The organism is Proteus sp. G2618 (assembly GCF_009915995.1).
GTDB classification, from domain to species: domain Bacteria; phylum Pseudomonadota; class Gammaproteobacteria; order Enterobacterales; family Enterobacteriaceae; genus Proteus; species Proteus terrae.
In genome coordinates this window covers 16,495-29,471 of sequence record NZ_JAABNI010000014.1, presented here as the reverse complement: position 1 = coordinate 29,471, position 12,977 = coordinate 16,495, and the positions used below count along the sequence as shown (strand labels likewise).

At 39.0% G+C, this 12,977-nt stretch carries 25 protein-coding genes; 8 read left to right on the top strand and 17 right to left on the bottom strand.

The window, feature by feature from the left end; translation table 11 throughout:
- Positions 1 to 126: 126 nt before the first annotated feature.
- From GWJ01_RS05465 to GWJ01_RS05390, 17 genes are all read right to left on the bottom strand, one after another.
- Positions 127 to 576: a lysis protein gene (locus GWJ01_RS05465; protein WP_202611112.1), complete on the bottom strand. Its 450-nt coding sequence runs from the start codon at positions 574 to 576 to the stop codon at positions 127 to 129.
- 1 nt (position 577) lies between these two features.
- Positions 578 to 910, bottom strand: coding sequence for a M15 family metallopeptidase (locus GWJ01_RS05460; protein ID WP_036976899.1), 333 nt, complete (start codon positions 908 to 910; stop codon positions 578 to 580).
- Entirely contained in the window at positions 907 to 1,242 is a 336-nt protein-coding gene (locus GWJ01_RS05455) for a phage holin, lambda family (protein ID WP_115370795.1), read from the bottom strand. Before GWJ01_RS05455 ends, GWJ01_RS05460 begins: the two co-directional genes overlap by 4 nt.
- Positions 1,243 to 1,979: 737 nt before the next feature.
- Positions 1,980 to 2,735 carry an antitermination protein gene (locus GWJ01_RS05450; RefSeq protein ID WP_161710818.1) on the bottom strand — a complete coding sequence of 252 codons (756 nt, stop codon included), beginning with the start codon at positions 2,733 to 2,735 and terminating at the stop codon, positions 1,980 to 1,982.
- Positions 2,732 to 2,923, bottom strand: coding sequence for a hypothetical protein (locus GWJ01_RS05445; RefSeq protein WP_161710817.1), 192 nt, complete (start codon positions 2,921 to 2,923; stop codon positions 2,732 to 2,734). The genes GWJ01_RS05450 and GWJ01_RS05445 overlap by 4 nt, the downstream gene beginning before the upstream one ends.
- Positions 2,924 to 3,075: 152 nt before the next feature.
- Positions 3,076 to 3,669 carry a recombination protein NinG gene (locus GWJ01_RS05440; protein ID WP_161710816.1) on the bottom strand — a complete coding sequence of 198 codons (594 nt, stop codon included), beginning with the start codon at positions 3,667 to 3,669 and terminating at the stop codon, positions 3,076 to 3,078.
- Complete coding sequence (locus GWJ01_RS05435) at positions 3,641 to 3,784, bottom strand: protein NinF (RefSeq protein ID WP_161710815.1); 144 nt, start codon at positions 3,782 to 3,784, stop codon at positions 3,641 to 3,643. The genes GWJ01_RS05440 and GWJ01_RS05435 overlap by 29 nt, the downstream gene beginning before the upstream one ends.
- Complete coding sequence (locus GWJ01_RS05430; RefSeq protein WP_161710814.1) at positions 3,762 to 4,211, bottom strand: hypothetical protein; 450 nt, start codon at positions 4,209 to 4,211, stop codon at positions 3,762 to 3,764. The genes GWJ01_RS05435 and GWJ01_RS05430 overlap by 23 nt, the downstream gene beginning before the upstream one ends.
- A gap of 2 nt (positions 4,212 to 4,213) precedes the next feature.
- A complete protein-coding gene (locus tag GWJ01_RS18920; RefSeq protein WP_260440255.1) occupies positions 4,214 to 4,336 on the bottom strand; it encodes a hypothetical protein in 123 nt (40 codons plus the stop codon).
- Entirely contained in the window at positions 4,333 to 4,776 is a 444-nt protein-coding gene (locus tag GWJ01_RS05425) for a recombination protein NinB (protein ID WP_161710813.1), read from the bottom strand. Before GWJ01_RS05425 ends, GWJ01_RS18920 begins: the two co-directional genes overlap by 4 nt.
- Positions 4,733 to 4,936, bottom strand: a complete 204-nt coding sequence (locus GWJ01_RS19010) for a Lar family restriction alleviation protein (RefSeq protein ID WP_161710812.1) — start codon at positions 4,934 to 4,936, stop codon at positions 4,733 to 4,735. The genes GWJ01_RS05425 and GWJ01_RS19010 overlap by 44 nt, the downstream gene beginning before the upstream one ends.
- 2 nt (positions 4,937 to 4,938) lie before the next feature.
- Entirely contained in the window at positions 4,939 to 5,112 is a 174-nt protein-coding gene (locus GWJ01_RS05415) for a hypothetical protein (protein ID WP_161710811.1), read from the bottom strand.
- 101 nt (positions 5,113 to 5,213) lie between these two features.
- Positions 5,214 to 5,417, bottom strand: a complete 204-nt coding sequence (locus GWJ01_RS05410) for a hypothetical protein (RefSeq protein ID WP_161710810.1) — start codon at positions 5,415 to 5,417, stop codon at positions 5,214 to 5,216.
- Between the two features lie 188 nt (positions 5,418 to 5,605).
- Positions 5,606 to 6,280, bottom strand: coding sequence for a replication protein P (locus tag GWJ01_RS05405; RefSeq protein ID WP_161710809.1), 675 nt, complete (start codon positions 6,278 to 6,280; stop codon positions 5,606 to 5,608).
- Positions 6,277 to 7,209, bottom strand: a complete 933-nt coding sequence (locus tag GWJ01_RS05400) for a replication protein (RefSeq protein WP_161710916.1) — start codon at positions 7,207 to 7,209, stop codon at positions 6,277 to 6,279. Before GWJ01_RS05400 ends, GWJ01_RS05405 begins: the two co-directional genes overlap by 4 nt.
- A 191-nt stretch (positions 7,210 to 7,400) precedes the next feature.
- On the bottom strand, positions 7,401 to 7,748 hold the full coding sequence (locus tag GWJ01_RS05395; RefSeq protein ID WP_161710808.1) for a hypothetical protein: 348 nt from the start codon (positions 7,746 to 7,748) through the stop codon (positions 7,401 to 7,403).
- A 182-nt stretch (positions 7,749 to 7,930) separates the two neighbouring features.
- Positions 7,931 to 8,158 (bottom strand): transcriptional regulator, encoded by a 228-nt coding sequence (locus tag GWJ01_RS05390; protein WP_161710807.1) that lies wholly within the window; start codon positions 8,156 to 8,158, stop codon positions 7,931 to 7,933.
- A gap of 107 nt (positions 8,159 to 8,265) precedes the next feature.
- Here GWJ01_RS05390 and GWJ01_RS05385 point away from each other — a divergent pair, with 107 nt between their 5' ends.
- The 8 genes from GWJ01_RS05385 (at position 8,266) to GWJ01_RS18685 (ending at position 12,977) form a co-directional block, all read left to right on the top strand.
- The gene (locus tag GWJ01_RS05385; RefSeq protein WP_161710806.1) at positions 8,266 to 8,964 is read left to right on the top strand and encodes a LexA family transcriptional regulator; all 699 of its coding nucleotides are present in this window, start codon (positions 8,266 to 8,268) and stop codon (positions 8,962 to 8,964) included.
- A gap of 341 nt (positions 8,965 to 9,305) precedes the next feature.
- Positions 9,306 to 9,560, top strand: a complete 255-nt coding sequence (locus GWJ01_RS05380) for a hypothetical protein (RefSeq protein WP_161710805.1) — start codon at positions 9,306 to 9,308, stop codon at positions 9,558 to 9,560.
- Between the two features lie 33 nt (positions 9,561 to 9,593).
- A complete protein-coding gene (locus GWJ01_RS05375) occupies positions 9,594 to 10,949 on the top strand; it encodes a hypothetical protein (RefSeq protein WP_161710804.1) in 1,356 nt (451 codons plus the stop codon).
- Positions 10,950 to 11,175: 226 nt separating this feature from the next.
- Entirely contained in the window at positions 11,176 to 11,772 is a 597-nt protein-coding gene (locus GWJ01_RS05370; protein ID WP_161710803.1) for a hypothetical protein, read from the top strand.
- Between the two features lie 33 nt (positions 11,773 to 11,805).
- Entirely contained in the window at positions 11,806 to 12,396 is a 591-nt protein-coding gene (locus tag GWJ01_RS05365; protein ID WP_161710802.1) for a DUF5420 family protein, read from the top strand.
- A 34-nt stretch (positions 12,397 to 12,430) separates the two neighbouring features.
- Positions 12,431 to 12,595, top strand: a complete 165-nt coding sequence (locus GWJ01_RS05360; RefSeq protein ID WP_157957587.1) for a hypothetical protein — start codon at positions 12,431 to 12,433, stop codon at positions 12,593 to 12,595.
- A gap of 81 nt (positions 12,596 to 12,676) precedes the next feature.
- Complete coding sequence (kil, locus tag GWJ01_RS19005) at positions 12,677 to 12,859, top strand: host cell division inhibitory peptide Kil (RefSeq protein ID WP_161710801.1); 183 nt, start codon at positions 12,677 to 12,679, stop codon at positions 12,857 to 12,859.
- Positions 12,801 to 12,977 (top strand): hypothetical protein, encoded by a 177-nt coding sequence (locus tag GWJ01_RS18685; RefSeq protein WP_201288462.1) that lies wholly within the window; start codon positions 12,801 to 12,803, stop codon positions 12,975 to 12,977. The genes kil and GWJ01_RS18685 overlap by 59 nt, the downstream gene beginning before the upstream one ends.

Sequence of the window (12,977 nt, the reverse complement as noted above, 5' to 3'; positions counted from 1 at the left end):
ACCCCTATTAATCTTTAATAATCGTTAAGTGTTATAGCATAGATTATTTATTTCTTTCCGCTTCCATTTCCCATATTGCTTTCTTGGCTATCTATAAATAAGCACCTTTAGTCTGTTCAGAGTGGGTCATCGTAAACACTCCGTTTTAATATAATTCTGCAAATACAAAGTTTGCTGTTCGTTCTCGACTATCATTTCTCTGAGACGTAGATAATCTTGTTCAACTGCTTTGTTAAGTCGTGCGGTGTTTTCATTGCTTCCGCTTTCGGTGGAATTCTTGGTGACTGCTGGACACTCGGCTTTGACATACACCCGCTTAGAGCCATTGCGAATATCATCACGCAACCCATCAATTTCATTCTTTGCACTAGCTAACTCCTGAGTGTATTTAATATCGAGTTGATTTAGTCTAGTTATACGGGCTTGATAGTCTTTGTTGATTTCGACTTGCTGAGATAACTGATTGGTTGCTGTGTTGTAATCTTTGCTCAGTTTGTCGTAATCATCTATTACCCACCATAGCCAGAATGCAGATATTGCCAGTAGTCCAGCTAATACCTTAGTTAGCGTGTTCATATCACTTAACGCCATTGTGTTCTAACGAGTAGTGATTGCCGTCATTGAAACGACCGCCCCACGTACCGCCGATAGATTCCCAATATTCACCAAGTAATTTATGGTCACTTGATGCTGTTAGATATTTACCGTCTTTAAATAGGTTGAAATCCACAGCTAGGCGCTGGGTGTGTAAGCTGTTTTTAATACCGGCTCCTGATTTGGCATTTAACTGTGCCTGCTCTGGCGTTCGGTATGCTTCCGAGAATGTCAGCTCATATCCGTTGTCGTAGGCAAAAATAATTAAGTCCGCAATCATGCGAGTGAACTTGCGTTGTTTCTCACCGAGTGTCATTTGTTAACTCCGAATTTGTTTTTGAAGAACGACATTACCGCTTCTACGATTGCACCGATTTTCTTAGTGCCTAGGAAACCAATAAACACACCAAAAAACTGAGCCAAGCTGATTGGTAACTTTGCATATTCCAAAGCAGTAATGATGCCAATACTGATAAAGGCACATATAGCCGCTTCAGCTAAAGATGCCTTCCATCCCGAACCTTCTCTTTTCTCTCTGGTAAAAGCAGTCATTCCGGCTAACAAAACGCCAGCGATAAGTGGCGCATTTATTGTTATCCAGTCCCAGATTTGCACCCAGAATTCTGTATTTTTTTCAGGCATGCGCATACTCACCCCCTGCGGAGTGTTCCGTAATTAAAGTTAATAGAACGCCGACTCACAGCTCTTGTGTGAATGTGAAGTGTTGTGATTGATTCTGTGGTCGGCATATGAGTTTAGCGATGCCGGAATTGAACCGACGCAAGCGACTGTATGGCTGTCGCACATCACCATGATGAGATCGCTAAAAGAAAAAAAAGACCGCCTAAGCGATCTTCAAAATGAGTTGTTCGGAATAACCGAACATGTGAACTATCAGGAATTTCCGGAGAGTTGAACTTGTAAGGATTGCTTACAGGTTGCTATTCCCTCGAATTCGGGGGAATTAAAATAGAAAGCCCCAAGTGTATCGCAAGCCAGATTTCTCCGTTCTGCGTAGTGACTATGAGGGCACTATTATGAGATTGTGGAGGAAGGCTATTTAATCCTTTGTCGGTTTCCAGATACTCTCAGGGGCTTAGCCTAATCCGCAAAGGCCGCCTCTGGATGGTGTGCGGTACATCCGACAGCCCATACACTGCCGATCAGTCTCGGCGTTCTCCACAATGGTTAAGGCGCCTTCTCCATGCAGTGCAAGGGTGATTTTACTCACCAAAAGACACCTTACCATTGCAGATAACAAAAAACCCCGCCGAAGCGAGGTCTTGAATTCTTTTAACGTTAACGAAATGGCAATAACCCATCGTTAGAGCAATATTTACACAAAAAAGTGCAAAAGTCAATTCATTCGTTAGAAGTATTCGTTTTTAATTTGTTACCTTTTTTAGTATGTAATCTGCGTTACTTTCTCCTTTTTCACACTCAACCGCCAATGACTCATAAAATTTACTAACCGAACGTTTCCATTGATCAATCGTAATCCCTAAATGAGATACGGATTGAAAAGCCTTCGATGCAGGTATTCGCTCGTAGCCACGACCAGAACAACGCTTACAAGGCATACTGACAGCTTCACCGGTTAACCTTAATGTTTCCTTGTCTATTGCCATGCCACGCCCTTTGCAGTCATTGCATGCGCAAGAAACATAACCTTTACCGTTACACTTATCACAAGCGCATGACTCAGTGTCATTAATAATGCGAACTTCCTTACCAAAGACTTTTTTAACCTTAATCGCCTTTACCTTAAAACCTGAACCATTGCACTTTACGCACTCAGTAACACTCGATGCTGATCTGCAATAATCTGCATAAGCGAATTTTGCGAGTATTTGCATTACCTTTCGCTTAACATTCATATCGAGCTTGCGTAAGGCTGGAACCTTGTCGCAATGATTCAATGCATGCCGAGTTAAAAGTTGTATCGCTTTCACTTTGTCATTCTGGCTTATCTCCATCTTTCCCGAGAACGCAGAAAAGCCGAATGACTCTTTACTTTGACAGTATCCAAAGGCACCCATGACATCAGTGCCGGTTAATCTATCTGGCGATGTTGAGCTAGGCGCATCTGATATTGATGTGGTTTTAGCGAAGTGATATTTGACAGCGCTTTCTAGATTCATCTCGCCTCCGGTAATACTGTGTGATAATCATCATTCGCAGTTGTATATAGGACTCTGACACCATCCATCAGCCCGCTGGCTACTTCCATATAGTTCATAACTTGCATTACACAGAAATTAACTCGACCACCTGATTTGGATTTTAAATATCTTGCTTCTTCAATAGCTGCGATTAAGTCAGTGAACATCTTTCAGCTCCTTTACCGTTCTATACTTAGATGCGAATATGTAAGCTCTTCTTTTTGCTTTTGCTATCCGTATATTTCGCCTATACCTGAGGTAGTTGTAAGGAATCCAAACAAACAATAAAATCCCCCAAGTTATAACTGCAAACCATGCATCAGGAGTCATTCTTTAGCTCCTTTAACTTGGTTCGGTAGTGATCACGTATCCGCTCATAATCCTCGCGTTTCCATTTCGGCAACTCATGCGGGCCCATCAGACGTTCGAAACGCTCCTGACCAATTTTCTCTATTAGTCGAGGTGTGTAGTTTTCGATATTTCCCGATAGATGGTTATTACATGGTGCGCATTGCTTATGGCAGTTATCTTCATCGAACCTAAGTTCTGGGTTAGCACTGGTGGTTCGATAGTGTCCTGCGTGATACTGACCTTCGTGAAAACGACCACAAGAGATGCAAGGCTCATCCTTGTCTCTTTCTCTGATGAATGCGTTGAATGCGGTCTGTGCTTGTTTGGTGAAATATGAGAGGGGTTTTACTGCTAACTTGCGGGCTTTGAGTTTGTCTTTTGCTTTAACTTCCTTTTCTCTTTGCTCCTTTTTACGTTTCGCTAATGCTTTTTCTTTCTCCTTGTTTCTTCGCTTTATCGCTAGTTCTGCTCCATGTTCTGGACAACACCACCAAATGTTACTGTATTTAGGGTGAAACCATTCTCGGCATATTTTACAGCGCCGTCGCCTTAGCTTCTGCATCTCCCTCTCCTTTGATTTTATCCATCACTTCCAAATGAGCGTATTCATCAGCACACTTGCTACACACATAAATTTCATCATCTGTTAGCGGTCTATTGCATGACATGCAGTTCATTGCGTACTCCTTTGAGTAACGAGTCTATTTTCATCAACATCGGATTACCCATACCTGAGACGTTGGCTTTATCGACAAATGACAACCCACACATAAAATCATCCAGCACTTTTCTAGGTTTCTTTGCTTCAACTTTCTTTGCTTTTGGGAAAAGTGGAAGGTTAGCCAGTCGCTCTTTTTCAAACTGACTTCTCAATCGAGTAATTGCATCGTCTGTTACTGCGTAGTTATTAATTGGGCGAGTGCGTTTACGGCTCTTTGTTTCAACATGTTCTACACACTTAAATGCAAGTAACTTTCTTAGAATCGTTCCTGCTCTTGCGGGTGTTAAACCTGTTACCGATGAAATGGTGTTGTGATTAAATGAGATAAACTCACAACCAACCACTATCACCTGCGCATAAGCCCTGTATTGTTCTTCAGTCATGATCACTTCCTGTTTAAGCTGTAACGGTTGATGTGCTCACGGCGACTTTCTTCGATAAATCGAACCAACTTCTGAGCCTCTTCTAATTTCTCGTCATACTGCTTTAACTTTTCTTCTGGCGTCATTCGTCTTGTTTCCTTTTCAATTTCATGTACTCGCTATCTTCTGGAGTAGTTAGTATTAAACCGAACTGTGAAGCCCACGCTTCAACTCTCTGTAAGAAGTGATGCATTTCCCCTTTATCTAGTTTTGAAGTGTGCCTAAGCGTCTCTCGTTGCGTTTTTTCGCCCGTTAACACATCGGTGTACTCAGTTACTTCAAATCCAAGATAGGTCGCTTTCAAGCTTTCTTTCACCCACGCTTCAGTACAGAACTCACGACCTGAATTAATCAGATAGTCGCTGATTTCTTTGTACCAAACATGGCTTAATGAGTTTTGAGAGAGGCTTCTTTTTGGTTTGTATGGCTTGATCGTGACACTGAGTTTTGGGTGGGATTTAAGTAGTTCAATTACGTTGTTATCAAATAGCTTTTTCGTTGATTCGTGTAGACAGAAGTTCTCCATAGTTACCTCGTGCACTCCAATACTCAACTGCTAATTCCATATCTTCAGCAATAGGGCCTCTTGCTCCACAGTGTTTGCACTGGACAAATGAATTACTGAATACCTGCATGACCTCCAGTTTTTCTGATTTGCAGTGGTGGCAAGATTTTAACTCACTCACGGTTATCTCTCCTGTTCCAACCTAATGGCTTCAATTTCTGCAAGCGTCAGACTATCGACTGAATATGGATTGTTGAAATAAACCGTCGCCTCTTTGAATGCCGTAGGAAATCCAGCTACTAGCGTTACAATGACAACAATCGGTATGAACAAAATAACTAATAACCACTTGTCCATGTAGCACTCTAGCGAATTCAATTCATCTACTTTTGAATGCTGATAGAATGACAATCTACGAGTTGGAAATAGCTTATTGTGAACTTTGCGTTTTATCTTCATCATTCACCCTCTGGCATTGGTGGGAGTGGCATTAGAGCGCTAACTCTGCCTGCCATAAACGCTTCATATCTGCTCTGAATTGATTCTTGCTGGTAATACGTTCCTATTGGGGTTCTTTTTCTGGAAGCTATTAGAAAATCAATTGAGTAACCTGATTTTTTTGAATACCATTTTTCAAACTCTGTTGGATTAATTCCCTGCATTAAATGCCTCCCAGTCAATTTTAAATAGTCGATTAAGCACTTTCTCGCTTCGGTAATTTTTGAAAAACTTGCGGTTATAGTCTTTGCAGTTCTTTATGTATTTTCTTTTCCTGAAGGTAGCCTCGTCGGCATAAGCCCATAGGAGATCTTTATAATTAGTTCCTTTCATCTAAAAATCCTCTTGCGTGTTATCTGAAGCCATGCTTTTGCTTCAAGCTTGCGATTATTGATAATGATTTATTACGACTTGTTGGTGTGATCTTGTATTCGACTTGAAGCACTGGCGCTGGAATAGTTTCACCTGATTTAATTCTTGATGTCATACTCCGCAACTCTTTGGTACAAAGCTTTTTAACCTCACTATCAGTTAGGCTTTTGCTTCGCATCTCAGAGTAAATTTTGGTAACCATCCAGTAGCAAGCGTTTGATGGCCATTTCATTTCACGCCAGCCACGCATTTTGCAGTATTCTCGATAGAGTTCGTAAAGCTGATCCTCATTAGGCAATCCAACCGCTAGAGATTCACCTTGTTTACACCATTGAATAAATTGACCAGGAGCAGGAAGGAATGGATTCTCTTGCTGTCTGGCAATTTTCATCCCTGCGTTAATTTGATCTATTGTTCGAATATTGTTTTCAGCAAATGCCTTTGTCCACTGGCGTTTAAACTCGTTTAAATCCTCCTGATCTTTGAAGTTCGCCATTGACGCTGGGAATGTTGCTCGAAGTTGCTTGAATAACTCATTGAATACTTGCGCGGTATGCTCTCTGACTGGCTGTGCTTGCTGTAATGGCGCTGAATTGCTCATTGCCTGCAATGCCCTACCATCCCGTTGCTGAATGGCAGTAACAAGTGATTTCATATATCAACTCCCTCCATCCATTTTGTGTCATCAAAGTCTATCTTCTGCTTCTGTGAAACTGGGTTGCTGATTGCGGGTTTACGATTAGGTTGCTGACTTTGGATAATCAGTGTGTCCCATTTCTCACGTAGCTTTGCAGGTGATAATACGTTGCTACACCAGAACGAATCACGATTAGCCCACTTGAACATTCTGCAAATATCTTGGTGCGTATGCCCGTCTAATTGTCTCATCAGGCGAACATCGTTAGCCCATGTTGACCAGTTAGGTTCTTTAGTCGTAGGACTTACAATCAACACTTTCTCGTAAATCCATTGAGCAGCTTTTAGGTCTTCAGCATTACCCCATTTATCCCCTTTCTCTGAACTCACAACAGCATCAGGTTTTACCTTACGAGGCACAGAAGATTTTTTTCTCGGACGATCATTTAATAATTTATTATTAAATATATATTGTTCATGATGTGCGGGTTTATGTGCGTTGTTATGTGCGGGTATGTTGTCTAAAGGTGCATGAATACTGGCTTCATCATGTGCGGGTTTATGTGCGTACTTATGTGCGGGTACACTGACTAAATTTTGAGCATAATCACTGTAATTTGTGATAGTTATCACGGTGCCTTTATGCTTCTCTCCTTCGATTGAAATCATCCCTTCACGAACAAAAACAGCCAGCATTCGATTAACCGTATCTCTACTGGTTGGCTTGCCGTTCCTGTCGCACAGGTTTAGCCCTAGATTGGCTGGAGTTGTAACCAACTGACCAGCCTTTAAATGCCATATATGCCCTTTGTAATTGGCTGTGTACGGCTCGCTCTGAGCTTCTAACAATAAGTTTTCCCATAGTGTTCTAAGATAAACATCTTTAGCCCACGACTTATTTTTTATGCTCCTGTACAACGGGATGAAGCCTAGCTTCTGGTTTTCCACCCTGTTGCTCCTTTGTTGTCTTGCAACACCAAGATCGTAGAATTTAGCTGTATTCACCACGACCTCCATATCTGTTTGTTAAATAAACAGAATTCATATATAATTACTCCATTAATTAGCTGTATCAGACAAGAGAAACCTAAATTCCTCTTGTCGTAATTACTGGTTATTGATACAGTGTATTTGTTAGTCTAAATGGTTAAGTCCATTTGTTGAGAAGCCTCAGTTACCGCTGGGGCTTTTCTTTTAATCTTTCCCTTTCCTTCAAGAGCCTGAATAACCCTTTCTGCGTAATCACCTTCAAGAACAACTTTCGTTGGCTTATCGCTGATATTTACAGAGTCAGGGGGTAATCCGAACTTACTCACCAACTGGCAAGCTAAATCGAATATTCTATTTTTATCACGACTTGAAGTTGATGGATGAACGCCTAGCATTTTTGCCAGTCCGTTATTTCCGACTGAATACATTTGTTTTAGATAGAAGCTCATCAATTCATTTGACGAACATTCAACTTTGATAGTTTTTGATAGTTCCATAGTTTAAATTCCTTCTTAGATTACTTCCCATATTGGGAACAGCAGTAATGATCCATGGCTCATTCCATATGAGCGGATTGTTGATGATAGTGTGTAATTGGGTTTTGCCTCCTCTAACCATTTAGCTAGTGCTATCCGGTAGCCCGACAATATACTGTGCCGTTCAGTTGGAGATTAATAATCTAAGCGACTAGCTCAGGCCAATTTTTTATCCAGTCGTCTGGGTAAAGGTCTTTTCTAGTCACTTTTGAATTGCTATTTTTTTCAATCAAGACACAAAGTTCTGTTCCGAGTCTTGAGCCTTTAGAGATAGCCTTTCTTAGGTATCCTATGGTTGTTCCGCATCTAATAGCGAACATTTCCTGTTCAGGTACAGAAAGTGAGTTTAAAAATATCCTTAACTTTTCCATTTGTTGTCCTTGTTTATATAAAACACATTAAATATACCTGTAGGTATACATAATATCAATACCCACAGGCAATTTACCAAAAGGTATTTTTAATAGATGATTTACTTATGAACTCAGAAAATGATTTATATGAAAAAAGGCGCAAAAGACTTGCTGAACTTGTTGCTCAATATGAGACGCAAGAAGAGTTTTCTCGCGCCATAGGTAAAGACAAGTCTTATGTATCTAGAATGCTCTACTCCCCTAACAAAAAAGGATATAAGAGGATTGGGGATAAGATGGTTATAGCTATTCAGAGAGCTTTAGGTCTTCCTGCTGGGTGGATGGATGGCATAAATGATTCTACATTTACACTTCCAGAGACTAATGATAACTTCAAAGTTGAGATGCTAGACATTCAAGCTAGCGCTGGTCCTGGAGTTATGGTTATAGATGACTTTATTGAAACAATAACAGCTATAGAATATTCAGCCGATGAAGCCAAGCGATTATTTGGTGGTAGGCCGGCTAATACTATCAAGATGATAACTGTAAAAGGGGACTCTATGGCTGAAACATTTGAGCCTAGAGATCAAATATTCGTAGATATCACCACTAACTTTTTTGATGGTGATGGAATTTATGTCTTCGTTTTAGATAATCAGCTGTATATAAAGAGGCTTCAAAAGCAATATAAGAGACTGGCCGTCATATCTGATAATCCAAAATATGAAACTTGGTATTTGGAAGAAGATAACGTTAATAGTGTTTATATCCATGCAAAGGTATTAGTTAGCCAATCAATAAAATATAAGTTTCTCGGATAGTTTACCTATAAATGAATAAAAAAGCCCTTTTAGGGCTTTTTTTGTACCTAAATAAAAATAAAGTATAAAAAAATTACCTGAAATATCATCAAGGTAAACATTTCATCGCTATTTTGTTTACCCATAGGTATTTACTTATCGATTACCTATGGGTATATTTAGTTCATCGAAGGCAAATAACGAAAGCCAAAGATTGAAAGAAGTGAACGGCGCACTATATCGACGGGCGGACGGCGTATCTCAGCTTTATATAGAGACAATGTACCGAAGAGGCAAAACCCACATTCACAACAAACGAAATTTATTTCATTGAGATATATTTCATTTGTTGGAGATTTAAAATGAAAAAAAACTTTCTTGATTGTCCTGTATGTGGAAATAGATTTAATCCCAAATCACCTTTAGAACACATACAAAAATATCATCAGCATGCAACAGATAGAGAGCTTATTAAAATAAGAGATGCAAGGAGAGCCTGTTTTGGAAAGCCTTATTCAGGGAAAAAAATTAGTAGTTCTGTGCTACCAAGCATGTCTTTATATGCAACTACTCATAAGAAAAATGGTAGAGTTAAGGATGTAACTGCAAGGTGTTAACCGATTAAGATAATTTAAGGAGGATTGTTTTTAATGGGTAAAACAATATTTAGAATGATCAATGGAAGAGTGGTTCCGATGGTCGTTGATGAAGAGATTGCTGGTAATAGTGGTACAATGTTTTATGTTTCTACTCCAAAGCATAAAACAAATGAGAGAAAGCTAAGTCATAAATCATCTTTCGTTATACCAAATGCAACATGCCAAAAGTGTGGTAAAGATGTTTTTTATTATGAAAATTCTTTTGGATCTAGAGTATTGTTTGATTCCCTTGGCCCTCCTTGGCCAATTCATCCGTGTTACAGTACTTTTGTTGAGAAAAAAAGGAAATTACTATCAGCTCAAGATCGTGGGTGGGAACCCGTGATTATAAAAAAGGCAGTGATCACATCAAGTGGCGCCTTAAAAATTCAAGGAATTCTCGGAAAAGAAGAAATACGATTTTCTTTTGATGAAAAGACGTTCTCAAAAATGAGGATATCCATAGAGGATGCAGAGAACTTAATAATATTTGGTTCAGTGGAGCGAGGTAAGATTCAAACCCATAATGGTAAGAATTTATTTTCTACTAGATTTAATGAAGTAATTATCGCTCCTCCTAAAGAGGATAATAAAATTATAATCGAAGAGCCAATTAAAATATTTGGCATTAAAAATACAGTAGACAATATTTATTATCTTGTTGATATTATTGAAAATGGGAAATTAACAGCTCAAATTTTAATATTAAAAAATAAATTTGATAAATACTTTTCAAATAACGCAAGCTTAATATTTAAAAAAACAACAGAGTGCAATCCATTTGCATTTAAGTGTAAGTCTGAATCACACGGAATGTATATTAATCTAAATGTACTCTCTGATGGTATAACTTATATCTCAAAAGATTATATAGAATCTATTTCTAAAAATAGAAATCCTGATGATAAGTGGTTTGTTGGGATTTTAAGTATTGAAAAAATGCAATTGATTGCAAATCAAGATGATAATTTAAAGAAATTGTTGATAACAGGATTGCTAAATAGAGGGTTTAACACCAACTACTTAATTTTAGATAATTCCTTATCATTGTCTATATATGAGGCGCATAAGAAAAATAGAGTTAATTCAATATCAGCTAAAGTATATGAAAATCAAAGCTCGATAGAGATAGCGATTGAATTTTCTGGTGTAATAACACTCTCTACCGAAGCTATTGTTGTAAATGATTCTTATATAAATAAGGTTAATAAAAAGAAAGAACGCCGATTAGCAATCCACAAGAATACGGCTAATGAAGATAAGATAGAGATAAACCTTCCAGATATAGAAAATCAGATTAGTGATTTATCGTCAAAATTATCCACAGCTATGGCGGATGCTTTCGCATCAGCAAAAAGACGAAAATAAAATATATTACATTTCACGAAAAACGCCTCGCAAGTGCGGGGTTTTTTATTACCTAAATTCGGCTAATTAACTAATTACAGTCCATTCTGTGGGCTGTGGTGAGTTGATTAAACAAAAGGAATTTCACATGCCAAATCATGTAACAAACATTATTGAAGCCAGCTCCGTAGTAATTAACGCGATTCTTAATGACGATGGAGTTGTAGACTTCAAAGTAATTAACCCAATGCCAGATGATTTAAGTATCAATGGCGCAAGCGGATTTTATGGCGACGCTGAAAACGCAGCGAAGCTTATGTGCAAAGAGAAACTTAGTGATAACCCACTACTTGGTGCATGGCAAGCATCTACCCAGAAAGGCGCTAACGCTCTAAACATGACAGATGAAAGCTTTGAGCAGTTTGTCTGCATGATGAGGAATAAGCGTAAACACGGTTTTTATCACAGTATGGATTTCGCTAGAAATGTATGGGGAACAAAATGGGGCGCCTATAATTCTTCTAAAGAATCAGACAATAAAGTCTCATTTGAAACCGCATGGTCTCATCCATTCCCTGCATTAAAGTTGCTATCTCAGAAATTCCCAAATGAAGAAATCACAGTTAATTATGCCGATGAAGATACTGGCAGCAATTGTGGTTATTACACAATCAAAAATGGCGAAATCATCGTTGAAAGCATCGCGCCATCATGGAATGAGCAGACCGATGAAGAAAAGCGCAAATGGACAGAGTTCGCTTTTAAATTAAATCATCCAGACAGTAATCCTCGTGAATATGGATATAACGAAAACTGGGAATATGACGAAAGCCTAGAGAGCTAGGTTGGTGAGTTGATTAATAGATAGGAGATAGAGATGGAACCAAGGGATTACCGATTTTATAAAATTAGCAAAGAAGCCACCAAGCAAATCAAAAAGGAAACGGATGAAATCCGCGCTAAGCGGCAGGAGCTACTCCACGAAGCCATTGAAAGCGTTGGAGCTAAAGGCGTTAGCTTTAGTAATTCATGGGGTGAAAATGGTACGACAATTCGCGCATTTGCTTTTGCCGTAGATAAAGAATTCGATTTTGCAGTTAAAGAGATTCAGCGAACCAGTGAATTAAGAGTTATTCGCGCCAAAACTAACTCGAAGAAAGGTAAAGAATTCAACGCGGCATTGGACGCAGTGAAAGACGAACTAAATAAGAAACTCAAAGAGTTACCCTGTTTTAAAGATTACATCATCAATAAGTTTGATATTCAGTGCTGCTCTGTTAGTCAACACGGTAGCGGTGCTGGAATGCGAATGCTGGAAACGATTGTAGGATATCCACAAACTGATAAAAGCTTTCTTATTTGTGCCATACCAAATCATGAGAGAGGCATGGATAAACAACCAAACATTCCAGATTGCTTTGAAGAGATAACCTACGGCGTATTTTACGACTTATCAAACAGCAAATAGCATCGTATTTAGTTAATAACGGAGGGAGTATGACATGCCAATGTTTAAAGTAACTTGCAAATGGAATGGTAAGCCTTGGGAAAAAGATATTGAAGCAGAGGATGAAGGCGATTGTGCAGAGCACATTTATCTATGGGCAGTAATTGGAGCTAAGGCAAACATCACGGAATTAGATATCAAAGAAATACCTCAGCAGTAACCCACCGCACCAACACCAGAGAAACCAAATAACAATCGCTATCGCAAGATTAGCGCAGATTTCGCACATCCAGAGGTAAGCATGAATATTGATAAATACAAATTACGTGTAGCCCAAAGCAAAGCTGGAATTGCTTTATTTCTCACGGATGAGAATGGATGGCGCGAAGCAAACGAAACATTAAAAACAGCATATGGAGTACAGCATGAACGCAAAGCAAAAACATGCAAAGCAACAGATATTCACCTTACTTCGCGAGTCTGAAATGACTGAGCAACAAGTCGAATTATTGTTTGATGATTGGAAATTTAAACAGCAATGCGAAAAGACAAATCGCATTTTACGTCAGGTTAATACGCGTGGAGAGTATGCGTTCACGTAA